Below are 24,682 nucleotides of genomic sequence, written 5' to 3'. Positions count from 1 at the left end.
AGTAGGGCGGGGCACGTGAAACCCTGTCTGAACATGGGGGGACCACCCTCCAAGCCTAAATACTCCCTAGTGACCGATAGCGAACAAGTACCGTGAGGGAAAGGTGAAAAGCACCCCGACGAGGGGAGTGAAAGAGACCTGAAACCGGATGCCTACAAGCAGTCGGAGCCTCTTATGGGGTGACGGCGTACCTTTTGTATAATGGGTCAGCGAGTTTCTGTTTGCAGCGAGCTTAAGCCGATAGGTGTAGGCGTAGCGAAAGCGAGTCTGAATAGGGCGCATAGTTGCTGGCAGAAGACCCGAAACCGAGTGATCTAGCCATGGCCAGGCTGAAGGTGCGGTAACACGCACTGGAGGGCCGAACCCACGCCTGTTGAAAAAGTCGGGATGAGCTGTGGCTAGGGGTGAAAGGCCAATCAAACTCGGAGATAGCTGGTTCTCCGCGAAATCTATTGAGGTAGACCGTCAGGTGGTTACCCCGGGGGGTAGAGCACTGGATGGGCTAGGGGGGCCCAAAGCCTTACCAAACCCAACCAAACTCCGAATACCCGGAAGTATAGCCTGGCAGACAGACAGTGGGTGCTAAGGTCCATTGTCGAGAGGGAAACAGCCCAGACCACCAGCTAAGGCCCCCAAATCGTGGCTAAGTGGGAAAGGATGTGGGGATTCCATAACAACCAGGAGGTTGGCTTAGAAGCAGCCATCCTTTAAAGAAAGCGTAATAGCTCACTGGTCTAATAGAAACCCTGCGCCGAAAATGTAACGGGGCTCAAGCCACGTGCCGAAGCTGTGGGTGCATATCTATGATATGCGCGGTAGCGGAGCGTTCCGTAAGTCTGTGAAGGAGATGGGGTGACCCTCTCTGGAGATATCGGAAGTGCGAATGCTGACATGAGTAGCGACAAACAGTGCGAGAAACACTGTCGCCGAAAGTCCAAGGGTTCCTGCGCAAGGTTAATCCACGCAGGGTTAGTCGGCCCCTAAGGCGAGGGCGAGAGCCGTAGTCGATGGGAAACAGGTGAATATTCCTGTACCTGCCAGAAGTGACGAATGCGATATGTTGTCAGGTCTTAACGGATTGACCTGGCTTTTGGAGCATTCCAGGAAATAGCTCTGGCGTATAGACCGTACCCGAAACCGACACAGGTGGACTGGTAGAGAATACCAAGGCGCTTGAGAGAACGATGCTGAAGGAACTAGGCAAATTGCTCGTGTAACTTCGGGATAAGCGAGACCCGTTGGTGGGCAACCATTGGCGGGTGGCACAGACCAGGGGGTAGCGACTGTTTATTAAAAACACAGGACTCTGCGAAGTCGAAAGACGACGTATAGGGTCTGACGCCTGCCCGGTGCCGGAAGGTTAAGAGGAGGTGTGAGAGCGCTGAATTGAAGCCCCGGTAAACGGCGGCCGTAACTATAACGGTCCTAAGGTAGCGAAATTCCTTGTCGGGTAAGTTCCGACCTGCACGAATGGCGTAACGACTTCCCCGCTGTCTCCAGCATCGGCTCAGCGAAATTGAATTCCCCGTGAAGATGCGGGGTATCCGCGGTCAGACGGAAAGACCCTATGAACCTTTACTGCAGCTTTACAGTGGCATCAGAGACATTCTGTGTAGGATAGGTGGGAGGCTTTGAAGCAGGGCGCCAGTTCCTGTGGAGCCATCCTTGAAATACCACCCTGAATTTTTCTGATGTCTAACCGTGGTCAGTTAGCCTGATCCGGGACCCTGTATGGTGGGCAGTTTGACTGGGGCGGTCGCCTCCCAAAGTGTAACGGAGGCGCGCGATGGTGGGCTCAGGCCGGTCGGAAACCGGCTGTTGAGTGCAATGGCATAAGCCCGCCTGACTGCGAGAGTGACAGCTCGAGCAGAGACGAAAGTCGGCCATAGTGATCCGGTGGTCCCGCGTGGAAGGGCCATCGCTCAACGGATAAAAGGTACTCTAGGGATAACAGGCTGATCTCCCCCAAGAGTCCACATCGACGGGGAGGTTTGGCACCTCGATGTCGGCTCATCACATCCTGGGGCTGGAGCAGGTCCCAAGGGTTCGGCTGTTCGCCGATTAAAGTGGTACGTGAGCTGGGTTTAGAACGTCGTGAGACAGTTCGGTCCCTATCTGCCGTGGATGTTGGAGACTTGAGAGGATTTGTCCCTAGTACGAGAGGACCGGGATGAACATACCTCTGGTGCACCGGTTGTCGCGCCAGCGGCACCGCCGGGTAGCTAAGTATGGAAGGGATAACCGCTGAAAGCATCTAAGCGGGAAACCCACCTCAAAACTAGGTCTCCCTGAGGGTCGTGGTAGACCACCACGTTAATAGGCCAGGTGTGAAAGCGTGGTAACACGTGCAGCTAACTGGTCCTAATCACCCAATAGGCTCACTCTCTTACTGTCCCCTTAAAAGGACAGCCCGTGCACAGAAATCATCCATATAACGCCTACTTCTTCATAACCAACCGTCCTCCACACCCCTTACAGGGTGGACTGGATGACCTGGTGGCCATGGCGGGGAGAGATCCACCCGATCCCATCCCGAACTCGGCCGTGAAAACCCCCAGCGCCTATGATACTGTGGCTTAAGCCACGGGAAAGTCGGTCGCCGCCAGGTCTTCCAATCCACCCTACACAAATCTTACCCCTACAAATTTCAACACATCTTCAACCGCGGGGTGGAGCAGCCCGGTAGCTCGTCAGGCTCATAACCTGAAGGCCGCAGGTTCAAATCCTGCCCCCGCAACCATCTCAAAAGCCCCGCTCAACCAATCGGTTGGCGGGGCTTTTTGTGTCTCAAAAAAGCCCTGGCTAATTTGGTGTCCGCGGCGGGATTCGTCTATTTATAGATTTATATTATGAATGTTCAGTTAAACTGAGCATAGGTGTATTAACAATCTATAAAAATTCACCTCTCAGTATGGTCAGTCATAGACCTAATGTTGAGAAACGCGCTTATGAGCAGTCAGATTGATCTGGATAGTGATCAGACTTATAAAAATACGTCTTCAGTTACGACATCCAAGACAACGCTAACCATAGAACTTAGTGATATTGATGATATTACTGTTCAAAATAGCGGAACGCTTTCTTCAACTGCCAAGCGTGGGATTGATACGTCAGGTGAGGCTTCATCTGGTACGTCGGTTACTATTAATAATACGGGGACTATTTCTGGGTCTGATGATGCCATCCGTATTGATGATGCATTGCTCAATGGTACGTTGGTATTGGATAACAGCGGCATCATTCAATCTACAGACGATGGTCAGGCCGTAGATTTCAATTCTGTCAGTTCAGCATCTTCCATTACAATCATTAATGATAGTAACGGCAGCATTAAGTCTACAGATGCAGATGCGCTACGCCCCGGGGCAAATGCAACCATTGAAAATTCTGGTACGATTTATGCAGATGGCGCCAATGGGGCCACAAAGAATGATGGGATCGATTTTCAGGATTACAGCGGAACAGTTGATAATTCGGGTTCTATTTCTGGTGCACGTCACGGCATAACCAGTAGTAGTGATGTTACGGTTGTAAACAAAGCCGGTGGGACAATTACAGGGCGCGATGGGTCGGGTGTTGGGTCAGATGGGAATGGAACTGTCACTAACTACGGAACTATCACCGGAGCCTATGATAATTCTGGTACAGGTGACGGAGACGGTGTTGATATAGATGGTTATGCAAGCATTACTAACTATGGAACTATTCAGGGAACAGGCGCAGGCGGAAACGGAAGTGACGGTTATCCCAATACCAGCGAAGGGGTTTCGATAGGTGGCGGTGATATTGTTAACGAAAGCGGTGCTCTTATAAGTGGCGCAGCAAATGGTATTCTGGTTGATAACAGCAGCCAGGGAGATGCGCCTTATGCAACGACTATTAGCAATAATGGTACCATCCAAGGGTTAGATGGTTACGGTATTCGTATTACTGATACGTTTGGTGATACGATTACAAATGCTGGCACAATTTCTGGAACAACAGATGCAATTCTGCTGGGTGATGGGGATGATACATTAAATATCCAGACAGGTTCGATTATTTCTGGAACAGTGGATGGTGGTGCGGGTACTAATACTGTTAATCTGTCTGGATCGGGCACATTCGATGGTGCCAATAATTTTCAGACGATGACTGTTTCTGGAAGTTGGATACTCTCAGGAGATCAATCCTATTCCACAATATCTTTGGCTAACAACGCCGCTTTAACCTTTCAGGGCAGCGCACCTTCTACGGAAACAATTACCTTTAGTGGAGGTGCTGGGCTTATTTTAGGTAGTCCGTCATCTTTTAATGCAACACTTTCCAACTTTGCTATCGGTAATGTCCTAGATTTCGCGACAGTCACGTATGATACAGAAGCGACTGTGAGTGTATCGGATAACCAAGTTGTTATCAGTAGTGATGGCATTACTTATACACTGACGATCTCTTTAGCGGACACATCAGAACAACTCCAGTTAGCGAAAGATGAAGACGGCTCACTTATGCTGGAAGCCGTGGTATGTTTCCTTCCAGGGGGTATGATTGCTACTTCCGATGGCGAACGTGCTGTGGAAACGTTGCGCCCAGGTATGTCTGTCCTGACTTTTGACGATGGTGAAATCACGCCAAAAGATATCGTGTGGGTTGGTTGCCAGCACGTTACGGTACGGACAGATTGTCCACCTGATGTTGGTGGAGTGCCTATCCGTATTTCCAAAGATGCGCTTGCAGTTGGTGTGCCGCATCATGACCTGTTGGTGACACCTGAGCATTGTCTTTATCTGGAAGGGTGTTTTGTGCCCATTCGGATGCTCGTGAATGGTAAGACGATTTCTTATGCACATGGGATACGTTCTTATAAATGTTATCATATAGAAACACGAGATCACGCCGTAATCCGTGCAAATGGTCTTTTTACAGAAAGCTATCTTGATACCGGAAACCGTCGTAATTTTAACCCACTAGCAGATGGCGCTGTAGTGCCCGCTTTTAATGGGCCTGCACGCAACTGGAACGAACATGCGGCCGCCCAGCTTTGCACAGAGCGTTTTTTTGTTGAACGGCTTTATCATCAAATCATCCAACGGGCCGGTATGATAGGAGCTATTGCGGCTGAAAACGAGCAAGCATACGTGCAGGATCCCGCGCTTAGACTGCTTCTGCCAAATGGCTCAAAAATAGTGCCCTTGCGTATTATCGGTCATCGTTATGTGTTTGCGTTGCCTGCCAATGTTGATGTTGTTCGGGTTGTCTCTCGTTCAGCGCGTCCGTGCGATACAATTGGCCCATATGTGGATGATAGACGCAGCCTTGGTGTGTTGATTGGCCGCATTACAGTTTGTGATGCGCACCAAACCTATGACATCAATGTGCATCTCGCCAACGATCTTCCGGGTTGGCATGCGCGGGAGGAGGGGGAATACCGCTGGACGCAAGGGGATGCCGTGTTGCCAATAGGTTCTTGTAAACCAAGTTGCCACACAATTCTGGTTGTGCATGTTGAAGCCGCTGGCCCATATTTGGCTGACAATAACCCAACAAGCATAGAGCGGGTTGCCATGATAGCGTGATTGGCACCAAGAGGGGCTCCTTTAAAAAGCATTCTCCTTTGCTGCGTATTTTGATTACCAAATATGATCTGGTTAATCAGGATAATCTGCAGTAGGCATTATGCATGTCAGCGCGCTCTCATAGTTTGAAGCATCTGGTGGTCTTCTGGCCATTGGTGCTGCTTGCTCTGATTGCGCGTTTAACATTTGGTGGAATTGTTTCTCCAAACATTTTGGTTGAAGATCCGGTCAGAGAACTCACGAAACTGAGTATTCTTTGCGACGATCAGTCACCACTTTCTAATCCTGATGGGCAGCAGCATCACGTTTCAGATCCGCAGGATGATGGTTTCTTATTATCTGAAGCTCTTGAGCTGTTTTTGCTTAGTGTCGCATTCTGTATTTTTGCTAAGCTGAGCACAGTAAGTGTTTGTCGGGCCTGGATGTTTGCCCCTATCCGTGGGCCACCCGCGCCAAAACGTACGTCTCTGTGTCCGCAAGGACCTCCCGTCTGACCTGAAATTACAGGGCCGCTCGCGTGTTTTGGCACGCGGGCTTTTCGTGTTGTTCATTCAGGTTCAGAATCATGTTTCATGTTTATAGCACACCCCTTCGGTTTTCCGGGGTGATGGCAGCCGTGTCTCTTCTTTCCGCTGCCAATATGTCTGTTGCTACAGCCCAGATCACTCGTGGGCGCTTGCAGACACATCACGGCAAACAAGTTTCTTCGGCTACGCATAAGGTAAAAACTGAACAGGTTACGGTAATAGGAAACAGCCGTAATTCCGCAATGGCGCGTCCGGCCGGACAAACAACCTACAGTGCTGACCGAAGCAGTTTTGGCAATCAGATTGGGCAAAGTGTTGCGGACATGGTTGTCACCATTCCCGGCGTAAGTTTCACGCAAGGGAACGGCCCGCGGGATACAGTTGTCTCTGTCAGAGGTTCTGGGGATCGTCAGTCCTACGGTCTAAAAAACTTACAGGTTCTCGAAGATGGTTTTCCGATGACACAACCCGACGGAACCGCGCGGGCCGATCTGATAGACCCTCATGCTTATGAGGGTATGGATGTTTTTGAAGGCCCAGCATCAACCCTTTACGGCAATTATGCCATTAACGGTGCAATCAATTTTCGCACCCGCAAAGGCACCGATATCCATGGCCTTGAGGTTGGTTCTGATTTTGGCAGCTTTGGGATGTTCAACAATTACGCTGCATTAGGATTTGGCAATAAGCGTTATGATCTGATGATTTTTGGAAGCGATGTCCGAGGGAAAGGGTTTATTGCCAATAGCCGGTACAATACATCAACAGAAAATGTGCGGCTGCGTGTTAATCTAACAGCATCAGATCGGCTTATCTTCAAGTTTGTGAATAACGTTACAGATGCTTTTTTACCTGTAAGGCTTTCACTCAATCAGTATCGTACTAACCCTTATCAGAGAGGGTGTTACAATGCAGCAGATGCCGCAGCCGGGTGTGCATCTGTTAATTTGCTCGTCAATGGTCGCTACGGAACAAAGGAAGCCATGAGCCCGGAAGCGGCGGGGTTAGGCCGCTTTGACCGTCGTACGATTGTCGGCTTGCGTTGGGAGCATGATTTTAATGCCCGTACAATCTGGCGTAATCAGTTTACCTATGATCAGCGCCATATTGATCAGCCAACATCACCAGTAGCTTATGTTGGTCCATACAATTCCTACAATGCCAGTAGCGATGTAACCAACCATGCGCGTCTTGGCGGCAGACCATTGGAAACTTTTGGCGGGATTAGTTTTGATTACCTCGATTTTGGTTCTCAGATATACAACACCATGCCGCTAGGTGGTGCGACCCGTGGCGCAATGAATTCAGAATCTTACGGCCACCAGTGGAACCTTGGTGCACGGTTTCAGGAAGATTGGCATTTAGCTCCCAACTGGCACATGGTTGTGGGGCTTGGTGGAACATATTCCGATATTGGGGCTGCCGAGACACTCTACAGTTACTCTGCTGCGGGCCAAAGTTTACGCTATATTACAGCCAACCGCTTCTACTTCAATCTGGCTCCAGAAGGAGCATTAATTTATACGCCATCAAAGAAATGGACACTCCATACGCGTGTTGGAACGGCATATGGAACGCCATCATCTTCAAATCTATTCATTACGCCGCAGGGGCAGTATGGGAACAATACGCAACTGAAAAGCCAGACAAGTGTTGGCATTGACCTTGGTGCAGATTGGTACCCTTCTTCTAACATGAGTGTTCAGGCAACGGGGTTTTACGAGTTCTATAACAATGAGTTTGTCAGCCAGTCTGCTGGTGTAAATGCGGTTGGTTCCTATACGTTTAATGCACCAGCTTCCCAACATCGGGGGATCGTTCTGGGTCTGGAGTGGAAGCCTCTTCCCGCAATGCTGCCAGGGGGGCGGATCAAGCTTAGCTATACTTATGATAATCAGGTTTATACAAATTATACTGAAGTCCTTTCAAATAGTAGCCTTTCGCGTAGTTTCAGCCGTAACGGAAAGTCTATTCCCGGGGTTATTCCCAATTTTCTGAATGCGCGTTTTTTATACGATCAGCTTGATGGCATTTTGGAAGGGTTGGGTGGTTACGCCGAAGTGACATGGCGGGATTCATACTGGCTGGATAATGCCAATCGTCTGAAAGCGCCTGGTTACGCGCTGCTGAATTTGGAAGTGCATTATGATCCGCCAACCCGGCTTGGTTGGGCGCATCGGCTGCATTGGTATTTTGAAGTGCAGAATGTCACAAACCAAACATACATTGCAGGGGCCACAAATATCAGTGACAGTTTGCAGGCTAACGGACAACAGGCAACAGCCCGCACGCTTATGAACAGCACAGGATCTATCTATGCGGGGTCACCCAGAGCATATTTTGGCGGCGTGCGTATTCGGTTTTGAAAAAGTCAGGAAACACTTATGCCGGATGATTTTTTGGCGGTGGTAAAAGCTGTTTAAGGTCAACTGCAATCTGATGGGCGCTAGAATCAACCGGTATCATGCCGACCAGATGGTTCTGACCATCCATCAGATACAGGAGCGAACTATGATCCATAAGGTAACCATTCCCTGTATTTGCACGGCGTCGTGCTGAGACATGAAATGCGGTCATGACAGGTTGAAGTTCTGCTTCAGTTCCGGTGAGCCCCACAATGCGCGTTGAAAAACGTTGGATATACTCTTTTACAACAGGTGGTGTGTCTCGCGCTGCGTCAACTGAAATGAAAATGGGCGTAACCTCTTGCCCTTGGGGGCCTAGTTCGTCCAGAGCCGCCGAGACAGTAGCAAGTGTAAGTGGACAAACATCCACGCAATGTGTGTAACCAAAGTAGATAAGCGTATAATGACCGTAAAAATCTGCCTGTGAAACCATGCGCCCGTTTTCATTCGTCAGGGTATAAGGGCCGCCAATCTGAGTGTGTGGGTGCGCTGTTAGAACAGCACGCAGCCCAGCCGCACTGATAAGAAGAGCCAAGCTAATTCCGACAACGGGCAACGCCATTTTCCAATTTTGTTTGCGTGGAGAAGTCGGTTTTTTCTTATGAGATAAAGGTTTGCGTTGGCTCTTCTGGGTCATGAACATATTATAGCAAACAGCACAGATATCTGCAGCAATGCATTGTTATTTCCGATAGGGCAGCGGGTTGCATATTTGGGAGAAGATGCTGGAACAGGGGTAGCCTATTCAGCGTTAAGTGCTGTACTATGTCTTGCGCATAAATAACGATTTCTTCGGACAAAAAACATGTCGAAACCTGTTCTTGTTATTGGCGCAGGTCCTGTGGGCCTAACTATGGCTATAGAATTGGCCCGTTATGGGGTGCCTGTCAGAATTATCGATAAGTTGCCAACACGCACCACGCAATCTCGAGCATTGGCGATATGGCCCCGAACTTTGGAATTACTGCAAGCTGCAGGGTGTGTTGAGACTTTTGTCGCTCATGGGCTGCATACGAAAGCTCTTGGGATCTATTGGCGTAATAAAATACTTGGTTGCCTTTCCTTTACGACAATCCCTTCTGAATTTGATTATTTGCTGATGCTACCACAATCGGAAACAGAGAGGTTGTTGGAAGAATACCTTAAAACTCTTGGTTGCACTGTTGAGCGTGAAACGGAAATCACAGACTTTCTGGATAAGGCAGAGAGTGTTTTATGCACGCTTAAACATAAGGAGGGGAATGAACAGTTAGAAGCTGCATGGCTTATAGGCTGTGATGGTGCCCATTCTTTTGTACGCAGCAGGCTTGGTATAGTATTTGAAGGAGACACGATCCCCATAAATTTTCTGCTTGCTGATGTACGTATAACAGGCCTTTCTATTCCATCTGACGAACCAGCTATTTTCTGGAGTTCTGATGGCGTAGTCATGATTTTTCCAATATCGCATGACCGCTACCGTATTATTGCAGACATTGGGTCAAATCCAGCGCATATGCCGCATTTGGAAGAAATGCAGACCATCATAAACCAACGCGGGCCGGGTGGAATTGCTTTGTCCGATCCGATATGGCTATCTAGCTTTAATATTAATGAACGCAAAGTTCGAGAATATCGTAAAAACCGTGTATTTTTGGCAGGCGATGCAGCACATGTTCATAGTCCTGCAGGTGGGCAAGGCATGAATATAGGCATGCAAGATGCCTTTAATCTTGCATGGAAGTTAGCCCTTGTAGAACAGGGAAAAGCTAAACCCTTCCTTTTGGATAGTTATAGTATTGAACGCAATGGTGTGGCGCAGCAGATATTGTCGGTCTCTAGGTGGATGACTAAAGTTGTTCTTGTCAGAAATCACCAGTTGCAGAGAATGCGCAATGTTATTGTAAAATTATTTTTCAGTATTCCGATAATTCGTCGCGCTCTTGCTAACAGGCTTTCTGGTATCAGAATAAATTATCCTGATAGTCCTCTCAATGCAGGTTCAATACGTGGTTTATATAGTCCTGGAGAAAGATTGCCTATAAAGCATCACTTCCATCGGGGTGATACTCCGCGTTTTTTACTTGCAGCCAAACACAACGTAAAAGCACGTAATATGCTTTTACGTTATACATCCTTGTTAGAACCAGAACTATATGCACCACCGTATGCAAATGGTATCTGGCTTATAAGACCGGATGGTTATGTTGCAGTGGCAGCGCAAGGTGGAGACTGGACAATTATTGATACATTTTTATCTAGTATATCCGTAAAGAAACATCAGTAATTTAAAATATATTTCCGTAATTAAAAGCAACCTCTTCAAAATATGGTCGTTTATTCACTTCATCCCCTGGAGGAGATTCCAAAAATGAATGTGAGTGAATTCTTATGGAAACGTCTTCAGGAGTGGGGGCTCAAGCGTGCTTATGGTTATCCGGGCGATGGAGTGGGTGGTATTGATGTTGCGCTCCAAAAAGAAATTGATGCCGGGAACTTTGAATATATTCAAGTGCGGCATGAAGAAATGGCAGCATTTATGGCCACGGCTCATGCCAAATTTACAGGGCAAGTGGGGCTCTGCTTTGCGACATCCGGCCCTGGCGCGATCCACCTTTTAAATGGACTGTATGATGCCAAGCTAGATCATGTTGGTGTTGTGGCCATTATGGGCCAGCAGGCACGGGTAGCGATTGGCTCCAATTACCAACAGGAAGTTGATCTGCAATCACTCTGCAAGGATGTTGCTTGCGAATATATCGTGACAGTAACTGAACCATCACAGATCCGCCACGCGATTGATCGTGCAGTACGGATTGCACGAGATAAACATGCTCCCACGGTTATTATTGTCCCTAATGATTTACAGTTACTCCCTTATTCAGAACCACTTATGGCGCACGGCTTTACGCACACGGGCATTGGCAGAACAACTGTTAGCAAAGTGCCAGAGGATGAAGCCTTACGTGCGGCTGCCGAGATACTGAATTCAGGAAAAAAAGTTGCAATTCTTGCTGGGGCTGGCGCGTTGGATGCAACAGATGAGCTTGTGGATATTGCGGAAATACTTGGTGCAGGTATAGCCAAAGCTCTTTTGGGTAAGGCGGCAGTTCCTGATGACTTGCCTTTCGTTACCGGTTCCATTGGTTTGCTGGGTACAAAACCTTCGTGGGACTTAATGAAAGAATGCGATACCTTTTTAATGGTTGGCTCAGCCTTTCCTTATAGTGAATTTCTGCCCAAACCAGGACAGGCGCGTGGTGTGCAAATTGATATCAACAGTGCCAATCTTTCCCTGCGTTACCCAATGGAAGTGAATCTTCAAGGTGATAGCGCAGCAACATTGCAAGCCCTTGTTCCGCTCCTTCGGCGCAACCACAATCGTTCGTGGCGGGTGCGAATTGAAAAAGAGGTGGCTAAATGGTGGAAGGTTCTGGAAACGCGCGCCATGGCGCGCGCACAGCCTCTTAATCCCCAACGTGTATTTTGGGAGCTTTCATCCCGTTTGCCAGAAAATGCTATTATTACGGCAGATTCTGGTTCTGTTGCCAATTGGTATGCGCGAGACCTTAAAATACGACGAGGCATGAAGGCTTCTCTTTCGGGTGGGTTGGCATCTCTTGGGGCAGGCACACCATACGCTGTGGCAGGAAAAATGGCGTTTCCAGAACGCACAGTTATTGCCTGTATGGGAGATGGCGCCATGCAGATGAATGGTTTGAATGTTATGATTACAATTTCCAAATACTGGAAGCAGTGGTCCAACCCAAAATTGATTGTTCTTGTATTAAACAATCAGGATCTTAATCAGGTAACTTGGGAAGAGCGTATTCAGCTAGGTAAAGGTAAGACGGAATCAACTCAATCTATCCCTGATTTTCCTTACCATAAGTATGCAGAACTGCTGGGGCTTAAGGGGATTTATGTTGATGATCCAGAAAAAGTGGCGGCCGCATGGGAAAAGACCCTAGATGCAGATAGGCCAGTTATTCTTGAAGCCCGAACAGATCCCAACGTACCGCCATTGCCGCCTCATATTACTTTACAGCAAGCCAAAGCCTTTCTTTCCTCATTACCAACAGATACAGAGCGTAGCAGTGTAATTAGTAGATCAGCTAAGCAGATTTTTGCATCTATTATGCCTGCACGTAAATCATAATCCGTTGGGTAAAATCTTTGGCCGCCTATTAAAAACAAGGCGGCTGTAAGTTTTTTGTTTTTACCTGCGGTATCTTTATTCTAAAGCATAGGTCTTCCGCCAGTTACGGGAAGAACAGCGCCTGTTGTGTAACTTGCTTCATCTGAAGCGAACATGACGTAGGCAGAAGCGAGTTCTGCTGGTTGTGCTGGCCGGCCAAGAGGAGTGTTTTTACCAAATTTGGCAATCTCTTCCTGCGGCATTGTTGATGGAATAAGAGGTGTCCAAACTGGACCAGGTGCAACGGCATTTACACGAATATTTTTTTCTCCCAACATTTGGGCAAGGCCCGCTGTAAAATTGGAAATAGCTGCTTTTGTGGCAGCATAGACAGGCAAATGTGGAGATGGTTGTACAGCGTTGATCGAAGTGGTGTTAATAATCGAAGCACCACTGCTTAAATATGGCAAAGCTGCCTGACAGAGAAAAAACATACCGTAAAAATTTGTACGGAACGTAGTATCAAGCTCTTCTTCATCAATTTCGGAAAGATCTTTAATAGATTTTTGATGAGCCGCATTGTTTACCAAAATATTGAGATTTCCGAATGCATCTATTGTGCGTTTTATAATATCGTTACAATGTGAGCGTAATCGAATATCTCCCGGGAGTAAGATTACGCGGCGCCCGGCTTTTTCTACCCATTCAGCTGTTGTCTGAGCATCTTTGTCTTCTGTATAATAAGCAATTGCAATATCTGCACCTTCACGTGCAAAAGCAATGGCAACTGCTCGACCTATTCCAGAATCTGCTCCTGTTATCAAAGCAACTTTGCCAGAAAGCTTTCCAGATCCTCGATAACTTTCTTCTCCATGATCGGGGATAGGATTCATTTTGTCTGTTTCACCAGGAACTGTCTGATGTTGAGGGGGAATTCTTTCTTCATGTACCATCATATTTGCTCCTAAAGAGTGCGTTATGTTGAATTTTTCTTGCGAGTTTGAGCGGCTTTTCGTGCAGAGGCAGAGCGCTCTTCTGCCGTCCGGTGGGCGGAGGCCTCTCCACCTGCTTTGCCACCTTTGCGTGAGGGAGCATGTGTTACGGGATGGCCTCTTCCTGATCCACTTTTCTTGCCGCCACCGGTTTCTTTGTTAACCGTAGCCCAAGCCCGGCGTTCAGCTTCCTTTTCACTGACACCATGTTGCTCATAGCTTTTTTCGATATGTTCAGCTTGTCGTTTTTGCTTGTCTGTGTAAGTAGATTTGTCACCACGAGGCATGATTTATGCTCCGTTTTTTATGGTTCTAACTTTCTTTTCGTATCTCACGAAAGAAAGATATATGTTTGATAGTAACGTTGAGTAATAAGAAAAGTTTTTGTTAAATCAGCCTGTTTTATACGGTGTTAATGAAAAGTTAAGTTCCAAGAAGTTCAAAAAGTAAAACGGAACGTTCTGTAACAGTAAAAGCTCTTTTCTGTTCAAAGATACCCTTTTCTATTTCATCGCCAGCATCGGGACGGTTGGTATCAAGAAGCAACTTCCAATCACCGCCTTCAGCTTCTGGTAAAGTAAATTCCACGCTGTCTGTCCAGCCGTTTAAAATCAGGAATAATGTTGCATCTCCACCACGTTGCATAATTCCACTCGGTTGGGCGCGCCCATCTAGCATAAGACCAAAGCATTGTGCATGGTCCCATTCTTCCTGTATTATTTCCATGCCATTGGCGCTAATCCAGGTGAGTTCTTTAATATCCAGTTCTTTGTTGTAAGCTTCAGTAAGAAAACGGCTACGCCGTAAAATAGGAAAACGCTTTCTAAGATAGAGTATTCTTTGTGTGAAAGTTTTTAGGGTTTGCCCTGCTTCTTCAATGTTCCAGTTTATCCATGATATATCGTTATCTTGGCAATATGCATTGTTGTTTCCATTTTGAGTGCGACCAAATTCATCTCCTGCCAGAATCATGGGAGTACCTTGTGAGAACAGGAGAGTTGCCAACATATTTCGGCATTGTCTCCAGCGTAATGTATTAATATTTTTATCGTGAGTAGGGCCTTCTATGCCATAGTTACAGGAACGGTTGTTGTCTGATCCATCTTTGCCACCTTCACCATTGGCATCATTGTGTTTATCGTTGTAGGAGAAACAATCTTTAAGTGTGAAACCATCATGGGCTGTAATAAAGTTAATGCTAGCCCATGCCTGACGGCCGCTATGGTTAAAAAGGTCCGGACTACCAAGAAGGCGCGGCGCCAGAGCAGCAGCACGTGCTTCTCCTCGCCAGAAATCTCGTACGGTATCACGAAATTGGTCATTCCATTCTGACCAACTGGGAGGGAAATTTCCAATCTGATATCCACCGGGGCCAATATCCCATGGTTCGGCAATGAGTTTGAGGTGCGCCAAGGTGGGGTCTTGTCGGCAGACGCGTAAAAAACCAGCTTGGCGGTCAAAACCATTTTTTTCCCGCGCTAGAATAGAGCCAAGATCAAAGCGAAAACCATCCACGCCCATTTCTTCAGCCCAGTAACGTAAGCTGTCTGCCACAAATTTTATGACGTGCAGGGTATTCAGATTGAACGTGTTGCCGGTACCTGTATCATTGATGTAATAGCGAAAATTATCAGGTATGAGCCGATAGTAAGAGGCATTGTCCAACCCTTTAAAGGACAACGTGGGACCAAGTTCATTACCTTCTGCCGTATGATTATAGACGACATCCATAATAACTTCCAAATGAGCTTTATGGCAGCGCGCAACCATCTGCCGGAACTCTGCTGTTGGATCAGCATGGTTTGCAGCATAGCGCGTATCTGGGGAGAAGAAACCGATGGTATTATAGCCCCAATAATTTGTAAGGCCTTTTTCTATAAGAGATTGAGGGTTTACAAAACTCTGGATAGGCAGAAGTTCAATAGAGGTTATGCCTAAAGACTTGATATAATCCAATACAGAATCATGGCAGAATCCGGCATAGGTGCCGCGCAAATTTTCAGGCACCAAAGGGTTATTTTGTGTAAATCCCTTAATATGTGTTTCGTAAATAACAGTATCAGACCAATTTATTTTTAGTGGTTTGTTTTTTCTTTCTGATGGTGTGGAAATAATACATTTCGGAATAAAAGGTGCGCTATCTTGCTCATCAAAACTTAAATCCAAATCAGGGTGTCCCAGTTGATACCCAAAAAGGGCAGGGTTCCATTCCAGATTTCCCAAGTAGCTGCGAGCATATGGGTCTAAAAGCAGTTTGTTGGGATTAAAACGGTGTCCGGCATCGGGCTCGTAGGGGCCATGTGCACGTAACCCATAGAGCTGGCCCGGATGTAAATCAGGTATCCAACCGTGGAAGACTTGATCTGTGTATTCTGGAAGACGAATACGGTTTGTTTCTGTTTTTCCATCCTGGTCAAAAAGACAGATATCTACAGCCGTAGCGTTGGCAGAAAAAACAGCAAAATTAACACCAGATCCATCATATGTTGCCCCAAGTTCTACGGGGTTTCCTTCACGTAGGCGCTGACGAAGCGGAAGACTCATTGGCAGTGTCCTCATTCATTTTTCACCCCTTGGCGAAAACATGGCACAGCATAAGTCCGTAACGCGTGGTCATTGCGAAAATTCAGTAACATAATCGTGTGTGAGGGACATTTTAGGAGGGGCAACGTTCTATATGTCATAGCTACTGATAGCTGCGTCATACCTGTCAGGGCGAAATATTCCATTCAAGATATACAAAAAGGGATGAGACATGACGCAGACATCCGTTGAAATGCTACCAACCAATCTGAACGTTCTTTCCGTTGCGTCAGAAATGTATCCGTTAATAAAAACTGGTGGTTTAGGGGATGTTGTCGGCTCTTTACCCGGTGCTTTACGTACATATGGAATAAAAACGCATACATTATTGCCTGGCTATCCTTCCGTAATGGATGCTTTGGAAGGGCGACAAATTGTTAAGCAATTTGATAATGTATTGGGATATGCTGTTACTATTTGGGAAGGCGTGACAAAGAATCGTGCATTATTTGTAGCTGATGTGCCCGCTTTATATAATCGAGCGGGAAACCCTTATGGCAGCCCAACAGGCCAGGACTGGCCAGATAATGGCATACGTTATGCGGTTCTGGCACGTATTGGCGCATTTATTGCGCAAGGATATCTGGAACATTGGCGGCCTGCAGTCGTGCAAACTCACGATTGGCATTCCGCATTAGTTGCAGCTTATCTGCATTATGATGCCGTAGAAGCTCCGCCTGTTGTACATGTTATTCATAATTTGGCGTTTCAGGGCATTTTCCCCCGTAATAAACTTGAAGAATTCGGGTTGCCACCGCATGCATTTGCCTTGGAAGGTTTGGAGTATCATGGGCAGATAAGTTTTTTGAAGGGAGCACTCTTTTTTGCAAATCGCTTAACAGCGGTATCTCCTACATACGCAGAAGAGATTCAAACACCAGAACATGGTATGGGTCTTGATGGTTTGCTTCGTACCCGGTCGGCTGCGTTGAATGGCATTCTCAATGGCCTAGATCTTTCGGAGTGGGATCCTATGACAGATCCTGCCGTAACATTTCCATATGCAGTTGGGGATATCATTGGGCGCCGTGCAAATAAAAGAGTATTACAAGCTGAATTTGGATTGCCGCAAACGACAGAAACCTTTCTTTTAGGGCTTGTTAGCCGTTTAACCACACAAAAAGGTGTGGATATTCTGGCCGAAATTGTACCGCGTCTGTTTGAATGGAATATACAACTTATTATTGTAGGTGTGGGAGATCGGGAAATTATGCGATCTCTTGCGGAACTGCAAAGTCGTTATCCACATCAATTAGCATGTCATTTGCATTATAGCGAAACTCTTGGTCATAAATTGCATTCTGCTGTTGACGCTTCTCTTATCCCATCCAGGTTTGAGCCGTGCGGTCTCACCCAACTACATGCGCTGCGTTATGGATCTGTGCCAATTGCCGCGCGTGTTGGCGGGTTATCAGATACCATTGTGGATGCAAATTCAGCTGCGATAGCAGAAGGTGTTGCGAACGGTGTTTTATTCGCTCCAACTAATAGTGAAACACTTTTGGTAGCTATTAGGCGAGCATATGCTTTGTTTCAGCAAAAATCTGTTTGGGCACGTTTGCAGCGTAATGGTGCATTGCATGATGTCTCATGGGAAGGGAAAGCGGCAGAATATGCCCAATTATTTAGAGAGTTAGCTGGTCACTCCCCATTACATCATAATACTTACGCCGAAATTGCGCCTCGCCGAGGCGATATTTTACAGCGCTCGTTCCGGGCTCTGCGCAGAATACAGCCAGCCCGTATGCCGCTTGGTGGACAAAAAAGTGAAAGCCTGAAGAGCACAGGAACATATGCTTGATTAAGCAGAACAGAATTATTTTGCAGTAATAAAAAAACGGTGTGTATTGCGATGCCTGCTCGCTCTGTATCTAAAAATCGTAAAACGGCAGATTTGGCGCTTCAAAAGCACATAGAAGAGCTTGTTGTCGGAAACTGCTCTAATCCTTTTGCTGTATTGGGGCGGCATCCTGATGGGCGAGGGGATATTGTGCGCGTATTTTTCCCGGATGCTTTTGAGGTTCGGGTCATTATTACCTCATCGGACGGCTCTATCGTTGAGCGACAAATGCAGCGTATTCATCCTCATGGCGTTTATAGTGTTACGATTCCCAAACGTAGCCAAAGTTATTTTGTAAGGGTGAAGTGGGCGGATAGTTGGCAAGATGTTGTTGATCCTTACAGTTTTGGTAAATTATTAGGAGATTTAGACCTACATTTATTTTCAGAGGGACACCATCACTCTCCTGATGAGATTATGGGGGCACATTGTATCGAGATTAATGGTGTAAAAGGTGTGCGCTTTACGGTTTGGGCGCCTAATGCCAGTAGGGTTTCTGTTATTGGAGATTTCAACATCTGGGATGGTAGACGCCACCCTATGCGGTTACGCCATGGAGCAGGAGTATGGGAGCTGTTTGTTCCCGGCCTTATGGCAAGTGAACGCTATAAATATGAAATTCTTTCTTCTAAAGGCAAAGTTTTACCAGCAAAGGCAGATCCTTATGCGCGTTTTACGGAAAAGCCTCCAGCTACAGCATCGCGCGTTGCAGCCCCACAGAATTATGAATGGCATGATACGGAATGGATGGAGCAAAGGCATAAACGGCATAAAGTTAATGCTCCGCTATCTATTTATGAAATTCATGCACCTTCTTGGAGACTGTCAGAAAATGGCCAAGGGTTTATATCTTGGAGCAGTTTGGCTGATGTACTTATTCCCTATATTCAGGAATTGGGATTTACGCATATAGAGTTACTTCCAATTACAGAATATCCTTTTTCTGGATCCTGGGGATATCAGCCTGTCAGTATGTATGCACCAACAGCTCGGCATGGTGAGCCCTCTGAGTTTGCTGCATTTGTAGATCGGTGCCATCAGGCTGGTATCGGGGTAATTATGGATTGGGTGCCGGCTCATTTTCCTTCTGATCCGCATGGACTTGCCTGTTTTGACGGTACACATCTTTACGAACATGCTGATCCACAAGAGGGATTTCATCAGGACTGGCACACACTTATCTATAATTTTGGCCGGAACGAGGTGAGGGGCTTTTTACTGGGAAGTGCCTTGTACTGGCTGAAGCATTTTCATATTGATGGTCTGCGGGTCGATGCCGTTGCATCCATGTTGTATCGTGACTACAGCCGTAAGGATGGGGAATGGAAGCCTAATATTTATGGTGGGCGTGAAAATCTTGAGGCTGTCTCGTTTTTTCACGAATTTTCTGCACTTATCCGAGATACGCATGATGACGTTATGCTGATAGCTGAAGAGTCTACTGCGTGGCCGGGCGTAACCATGTCTGCTGAGGCAGGCGGATTAGGGTTCCATTTTAAATGGAATATGGGCTGGCTGCATGACACTTTGCGTTATATGCAGCGAGATCCGCTCTGGCGTGGTTATCATGCGCATGATCTGACGTTTGGCATGATTTATGCCTATTCCGAACGGTTTATTTTACCTCTTTCTCATGATGAAGTTGTGCACGGCAAAGGTTCTCTTTTGTCGCGCATGCCGGGGGATGCTTGGCAGAAGCATGCAAACCTACGGTGCCTTTATGGGCTTATGTGGGCGTATTCCGGTAAGCAGCTACTTTTTATGGGGGGGGAGTTGGCCCAATGGGAGGAATGGAACCATGATGGCCAAATAGCCTGGCACAGGCTGGTAGAGGCATCTGGAAAGGGGATGCATGATACCGTTGCCACTCTCAATCGCCTTTATCGTGCTTATCCGGCTTTATATGCGGATGATTATAGCCCTCAGGGTTTTCAATGGGTGATTGCAAACGATACGCAAAATTGTGTTTTTGCATGGTTGCGTTATGCGCCAGATGCAGCACCAGTGTTGGTTGTCTGTAATATGACCCCTGTGCCTCGCCATAATTATAGGGTGGGAGTGCCGCATGGTGGATATTGGCACGAAATCCTCAATACTGATGCTGCATGTTTTGGTGGCTCTAATGTTGGCAACGCTGGGGGCCTGTATGCGCAGGATGTGCCGGCTCATGGAATGTGTTGTTCTCTAGAGGCAACGCTCCCACCTCTTTCTGTTTTATATTTTAGTCCGGTTGCTATCTAGGCACGTTATGCTTGCTTGAAAGGTTCCTGACCATGCGCACGTTTCTTTTTAGAAAAAGTTTTGGTGCGGAACTGTTGGAAAAAGAACAAACCTTTTTCACTCTTTGGGCACCTTCAAGTGAAAATGTCTTTTTACATATAGAAGGTATGCAAGATCAAAAAATGCATTCTAATGGCCTTGGGCATTTCAGCCTTATGGTTCCTTGTGGTGCAGGGGCACGTTATCGTTTTTGTATTTCTGGTGGTCTGTGCGTGCCGGACCCCGCAAGCCGTAGTCAGCCAGATGGCGTGCTTGGTGCAAGTGAAGTTATAGATCCAGAACATTATCAATGGCAGTGCCCAGAATGGCAGGGTAGGTCTTGGCATGAAGCTGTTATTTATGAACTGCATGCAGGTTTGCTGGGTGGCTATGGCAGCATATGCCAACAGCTAGATGAATTGGCAGCGCTTGGCATTACAGTTATTGAACTTATGCCGATAAATAGCTTTGGGGGGACTAGAAACTGGGGATATGATGGTGTTTTACCGTATGCTCCAGCAGTTTCTTATGGTCGGCCAGATGAATTGAAGCATCTGATTGATGCAGCCCACATGCGTGGAATTATGGTTATCCTTGATGTTGTTTACAATCATTTTGGACCCGAGGGAAATTTTTTACCTGAATATCCTGATGATTTTTTCGATCATGATCAGCACTCTACATGGGGTGTAGGTATTCATTTTAGCAAACCTGAAGTGAGAGATTATTTTATAGAAAATGTAATATACTGGATTATGGAATATCGGTTCGATGGTGTACGGATTGATGCAGCATCTGCCATTTCTGACCATACATGGTTTGAAGCTTTGCAGAAACGGGTCCAGACCACGATTGAACCGGGCCGACATGTGCATTTGATCCTTGAAAACGAAAATAATGATGCAGGTCTGCTAAGAAATGGTTTTACGGCTCAATGGAATGATGACGGCCATAATGCCTTGCATGTTCTTCTGACGGGAGAACATGAAGGATATTACAAAATGTTTTCTAAAAACCCAACGCAGGATTTAGCGCGTGTTTTAGCAGAAGGTTTTGTTTATCAAGGGCAATTCAACCCTTATTCTGGCAAAAGGCGAGGAATGCCTAGTGGGGATCTGCCTGCAACAAAGTTTATTTTATTTTTGCAAAATCATGATCAAACAGGCAATCGCGCATTTGGGGAGAGATTGTTAGCGCTGGCAAATCCAAAAGCTGTGAAGGCAGCCTATGCTTTGCTCCTTTTAAGCCCAATGATTCCCATGATTTTTATGGGAGAAGAGTGGGGGTGTATCACACCGTTTTATTTTTTCTGTGATTTCCATGGTGACTTGGCTGAGCAGATCCAAGAAGGGCGGCAAAAGGAATTCTCTCAATTTTCTACATTTCAAAACGAGGAAGAGCGTAAACGTATTCCAGATCCGAATGCATTAAGCACTTTTGAAGCGTCTAGACCTGATAGAAGTTTGCGGGATACAGATTGGGGAAAGGAATGGTTGGCCGTTACACATCACTTACTCGAACTGCGTAAAAAATGGATTATTCCTTATCTGCATTATGTGCAGAGTGCAGGAGTAAAAATACTAGGATTGGGTGCTATTTGTGCTCATTGGTATTTGAGAGATAAAAAATTACTTACTATTTTTATAAATATTTCTGATGAAAATTATAAAATTACTGAGCCGCATGGTGTTTTGTTCGCCATTCCAGATACAAGAGAAGCAGGAACATTGCCGGCATTCAGTTTTGTGGCCAGTATGGAAAGCAGGTCATGAACAGATCATTACGTGCAACTTATCGACTGCAATTTCATAAAGATTATACTTTGTATGATGCCGTGCAACTTGTGCCGTATCTTGAAAACCTTGGCATTAGCCATATTTACGCATCCCCACTATTGGCAGCAGTACCAGGTTCAATGCACGGATATGATACAATTAGTTGGGATTATATAGACCCAGAAAAAGGTGGAGAAGCTGGGCTACAAGCTTTGGTAGATGCACTACGTGCCCATAATATGGGCCTTATTCTTGATATTGTACCTAATCATATGTCCACACACCATCTTAACGTATGGTGGCAGGATGTTTTGAAATATGGATATAGTAGTAAATATGCAGCTTTCTTTGATATCGATTGGGATGTATCTCAGGTAGATGAGGCGCACCATATTATCCTTCCATTTCTTGAGAAACCTTTAAGTGATATCATTAGAGAAAAGAAAATTCGTTTTTTATATATGGATGAAGAAAGGTCTTTTGTCTTTGTTTATGAAGACAGAATTTTTCCAGTAGCCTTAGAAAGTATGAAATGGGTAGAAGGTTTTGCTGAGTATAAAAATGAAGAGAGTCTTACCTCTGTTTCAAGAAAACATTTGATAGATTTTTTTTCTTCTGAAACGTCAGAAGGAAGGCAAAACCTTTCGATGTTGCTTCAAAAGCAACATTATCGATTGGTTTGGTGGCGTAATGCTGGTGATTTAGTAAATTGGCGTCGTTTTTTTGATGTAACATCACTTATTGCACTTCGTATGGAACAGTCATACGTTTTTAATAATACTCATGCATATTTATTTGATTTATATCAACGAGGTTTGATTGATGGGTTTCGAATTGATCATATAGATGGTTTGTTACAACCAGATGAATACTGTCGGAATTTAAGAAAAAAACTGGAACAACTAAAACAAAAAAGACCAGAGTTTTTACGTAATGATCCTATTATTTTTATAGAAAAAATTTTAGCTGATAAGGAATCTCTCCCAAAAAAATGGCAGGTTTCTGGCACCACAGGTTATGATTTTCTTGAGCAAATTTCTCTTCTTTTGCATTCTCCAAAAGGAGAGAAAAAGTTAGATTTCGTATGGGAACAATGTGGGAGTTTCCCCTATAAAAAAGTGCAGGATTTAGCGCGGAATGAAAAACTGAATTCTTCATTTTATAAAATGTTTCATGATTTGATATCATCTTTTGTAAAATTTTTTCCGTTAGAACAGAATATAACAACGCATTCTATAGAAACTGTGCTGCGCAATATTCTACTGTCATTTCCTATATATCGTATTTATTTTTCAGGAAATACTATCAGCAAACATAGCCTTCCATACTTACGAAAGGCCTGTAATGAAGCACGTAAAGGGTTACCTTCTTATCATCTTCCATTATTGAATAAGATTGAGCAGATTTTAAGCCAGGCAATTTATCAAACATTGAATAGAAAAGCCCCTGAAAATTTATTTGTTAATCTCACAGCTCCTTTGGCAGCAAAGGCTGGGGAAGATACCGCATTCTATCGTTATGCATGTTTATTGTCTCGGAACGAAGTTGGGACAGATCCTGCCCTTTTTTCAAAAAATATAGAAGCATTTCATCAAGCCAATATGTCACGTTTTACATCATATCCAGAGGCATTGCTTTGTACGGCGACGCATGACCATAAACGAGGAGAGGATGGCAGGGCTCGCCTTATGGTTTTAAGTGAGCCTGAGGTGAAATGGCCTGAAACTGTCATGCGCTGGTTTGCAGAAAATCCATATATTTCTAAAGCAGATCAAATTTTTATATACCAAACCCTTATTTCTGCCTGGCCATTAAATAATGAAGATTTTTCTAATTTTTCTCAAAGACTCCAATCTTATTTAACCAAAGCTTTGAGAGAAGCAGGCTTATGCACTAGTTGGGATAATCCCGATTTGGCATATGAAAAAACATGCCAAAATTTTATGGTGCAGCTTTTATATACATCATTTGTCAAAGATCTTGCCACATTCATAAATAATATTTCTCCTTCTGCAGCTATTAATAGTCTTACCCAGGTTATTCTTCGTTATACGGTTCCTGGCGTTCCTGACCTGTATCAAGGGCGTGAGGAATGGGATTTTAGTCTTGTAGATCCCGATAATAGAAGGCCTGTGAATTATCTAAAATTACAAAAAAGTTTAGGGAGAGAAGAAAATCTTTCAGCATTAGCAACAAGTTGGCGTGATGGGAGGATTAAACAAGAAATAATCCGAAAACTTTTGATATTAAGAAAAAATTATCCACAATTATTTATAAACGGTTTGTATAAAGAAATTTTGGTAGAAGGTGATTTGTTAGATAATGTTGTGGTATTTCAGAGATTTACTAAAGATATAAAAATAATTGTTATCACGTCACGGTTTAATTTTTCACTTAAAATTAATGAGAGTTTACAAAGCTGTCATGAAGGATGGAAAAAGACTAAGATTTTTTTACATGATGATTGGAAAAGTGCAGAATGGAAAAGCATTTTATGGAATAAATCCTGTAAAAATAAAGACTTTGATAATCTTGGCTATTTTTATGGTGCGTTGCCGTTTGATGTTCTTATTGCGCATCATGTTACATGATCTGGTGTATAAAGCAGGATGCGGATTAAAGATCAAAA

General features: G+C 45.4%; 13 protein-coding genes, 1 tRNA gene and 2 rRNA genes (1 of these 16 cut by a window edge). 12 read left to right on the top strand and 4 right to left on the bottom strand.

What is annotated here, in order from left to right:
• The 6 genes from EOV40_RS09655 to EOV40_RS09630 form a co-directional block, all read left to right on the top strand.
• A 23S ribosomal RNA gene (locus tag EOV40_RS09655) occupies positions 1–2,386 on the top strand; it begins 354 nt to the left of the window's first position.
• 106 nt (positions 2,387–2,492) lie between these two features.
• Positions 2,493–2,608, top strand: a 5S ribosomal RNA gene (rrf, locus tag EOV40_RS09650).
• A 55-nt stretch (positions 2,609–2,663) separates the two neighbouring features.
• Positions 2,664–2,740: transfer RNA gene (locus EOV40_RS09645), tRNA-Met, on the top strand.
• A gap of 157 nt (positions 2,741–2,897) precedes the next feature.
• Positions 2,898–5,555: a Hint domain-containing protein gene (locus tag EOV40_RS09640; RefSeq protein WP_128105790.1), complete on the top strand. Its 2,658-nt coding sequence runs from the start codon at positions 2,898–2,900 to the stop codon at positions 5,553–5,555.
• Between the two features lie 104 nt (positions 5,556–5,659).
• Positions 5,660–6,049 (top strand): hypothetical protein, encoded by a 390-nt coding sequence (locus EOV40_RS09635; protein ID WP_128105789.1) that lies wholly within the window; start codon positions 5,660–5,662, stop codon positions 6,047–6,049.
• Between the two features lie 23 nt (positions 6,050–6,072).
• A complete protein-coding gene (locus tag EOV40_RS09630; RefSeq protein WP_208729153.1) occupies positions 6,073–8,448 on the top strand; it encodes a TonB-dependent receptor family protein in 2,376 nt (791 codons plus the stop codon).
• 16 nt (positions 8,449–8,464) lie between these two features.
• Here the strand turns inward: EOV40_RS09630 and EOV40_RS09625 are convergent, their stop codons facing one another.
• Positions 8,465–9,022 carry an SCO family protein gene (locus tag EOV40_RS09625; protein ID WP_244296877.1) on the bottom strand — a complete coding sequence of 186 codons (558 nt, stop codon included), beginning with the start codon at positions 9,020–9,022 and terminating at the stop codon, positions 8,465–8,467.
• A gap of 270 nt (positions 9,023–9,292) precedes the next feature.
• Between EOV40_RS09625 and EOV40_RS09620 the strand changes: the two genes are divergently transcribed.
• Entirely contained in the window at positions 9,293–10,753 is a 1,461-nt protein-coding gene (locus EOV40_RS09620) for an FAD-dependent monooxygenase (RefSeq protein ID WP_128105787.1), read from the top strand.
• Positions 10,754–10,837: 84 nt separating this feature from the next.
• Entirely contained in the window at positions 10,838–12,625 is a 1,788-nt protein-coding gene (locus EOV40_RS09615) for a thiamine pyrophosphate-requiring protein (RefSeq protein ID WP_128105786.1), read from the top strand.
• A gap of 80 nt (positions 12,626–12,705) precedes the next feature.
• Here EOV40_RS09615 and EOV40_RS09610 read toward each other — a convergent pair whose 3' ends face one another.
• The 3 genes from EOV40_RS09610 to glgX all read right to left on the bottom strand — a co-directional run bounded on the left by EOV40_RS09610 (position 12,706) and on the right by glgX (position 16,140).
• Positions 12,706–13,560: an SDR family oxidoreductase gene (locus EOV40_RS09610; RefSeq protein WP_128105785.1), complete on the bottom strand. Its 855-nt coding sequence runs from the start codon at positions 13,558–13,560 to the stop codon at positions 12,706–12,708.
• 20 nt (positions 13,561–13,580) lie between these two features.
• Positions 13,581–13,883, bottom strand: coding sequence for a plasmid stabilization protein (locus tag EOV40_RS09605; protein ID WP_128105784.1), 303 nt, complete (start codon positions 13,881–13,883; stop codon positions 13,581–13,583).
• A 136-nt stretch (positions 13,884–14,019) separates the two neighbouring features.
• A complete protein-coding gene (gene glgX / locus EOV40_RS09600) occupies positions 14,020–16,140 on the bottom strand; it encodes a glycogen debranching protein GlgX (protein ID WP_128105783.1) in 2,121 nt (706 codons plus the stop codon).
• 211 nt (positions 16,141–16,351) lie between these two features.
• Between glgX and glgA the strand changes: the two genes are divergently transcribed.
• Genes glgA through treY form a run of 4 tightly spaced genes read left to right on the top strand, consistent with a single transcriptional unit; the run spans position 16,352 to position 24,644 of the window.
• Complete coding sequence (gene glgA / locus EOV40_RS09595) at positions 16,352–17,980, top strand: glycogen synthase GlgA (protein WP_128105782.1); 1,629 nt, start codon at positions 16,352–16,354, stop codon at positions 17,978–17,980.
• Between the two features lie 51 nt (positions 17,981–18,031).
• Complete coding sequence (gene glgB / locus EOV40_RS09590) at positions 18,032–20,260, top strand: 1,4-alpha-glucan branching protein GlgB (RefSeq protein WP_128105781.1); 2,229 nt, start codon at positions 18,032–18,034, stop codon at positions 20,258–20,260.
• 32 nt (positions 20,261–20,292) lie between these two features.
• The gene (gene treZ, locus EOV40_RS09585) at positions 20,293–22,050 is read left to right on the top strand and encodes a malto-oligosyltrehalose trehalohydrolase (RefSeq protein ID WP_128105780.1); all 1,758 of its coding nucleotides are present in this window, start codon (positions 20,293–20,295) and stop codon (positions 22,048–22,050) included.
• Positions 22,047–24,644: a malto-oligosyltrehalose synthase gene (gene treY / locus EOV40_RS09580; protein ID WP_128105779.1), complete on the top strand. Its 2,598-nt coding sequence runs from the start codon at positions 22,047–22,049 to the stop codon at positions 24,642–24,644. The genes treZ and treY overlap by 4 nt, the downstream gene beginning before the upstream one ends.
• The last annotated feature ends 38 nt before the right edge of the window (positions 24,645–24,682 follow it).

This window comes from Acetobacter oryzoeni, assembly GCF_004014775.2.
In the GTDB taxonomy this organism is placed as follows: domain Bacteria; phylum Pseudomonadota; class Alphaproteobacteria; order Acetobacterales; family Acetobacteraceae; genus Acetobacter; species Acetobacter oryzoeni.
This window is presented reverse-complemented; position numbering and strand designations above follow the sequence as displayed.

What these genes read in the sequence shown, in the direction of transcription:
- EOV40_RS09635 (WP_128105789.1), top strand. Translation starts at nt 5,660, where the DNA reads ATGTCAGCGCGCTCTCATAGTTTGAAGCATCTGGTGGTCTTCTGGCCA.
- treZ (WP_128105780.1), top strand. Translation starts at nt 20,293, where the DNA reads ATGCGCACGTTTCTTTTTAGAAAAAGTTTTGGTGCGGAACTGTTGGAA.
- EOV40_RS09615 (WP_128105786.1), top strand. Translation starts at nt 10,838, where the DNA reads ATGAATGTGAGTGAATTCTTATGGAAACGTCTTCAGGAGTGGGGGCTC.
- EOV40_RS09610 (WP_128105785.1), bottom strand. Translation starts at nt 13,560, where the DNA reads ATGATGGTACATGAAGAAAGAATTCCCCCTCAACATCAGACAGTTCCT.
- treY (WP_128105779.1), top strand. Translation starts at nt 22,047, where the DNA reads ATGAACAGATCATTACGTGCAACTTATCGACTGCAATTTCATAAAGAT.
- glgX (WP_128105783.1), bottom strand. Translation starts at nt 16,140, where the DNA reads ATGAGTCTTCCGCTTCGTCAGCGCCTACGTGAAGGAAACCCCGTAGAA.
- EOV40_RS09620 (WP_128105787.1), top strand. Translation starts at nt 9,293, where the DNA reads ATGTCGAAACCTGTTCTTGTTATTGGCGCAGGTCCTGTGGGCCTAACT.
- EOV40_RS09605 (WP_128105784.1), bottom strand. Translation starts at nt 13,883, where the DNA reads ATGCCTCGTGGTGACAAATCTACTTACACAGACAAGCAAAAACGACAA.
- glgA (WP_128105782.1), top strand. Translation starts at nt 16,352, where the DNA reads ATGACGCAGACATCCGTTGAAATGCTACCAACCAATCTGAACGTTCTT.
- glgB (WP_128105781.1), top strand. Translation starts at nt 18,032, where the DNA reads ATGCCTGCTCGCTCTGTATCTAAAAATCGTAAAACGGCAGATTTGGCG.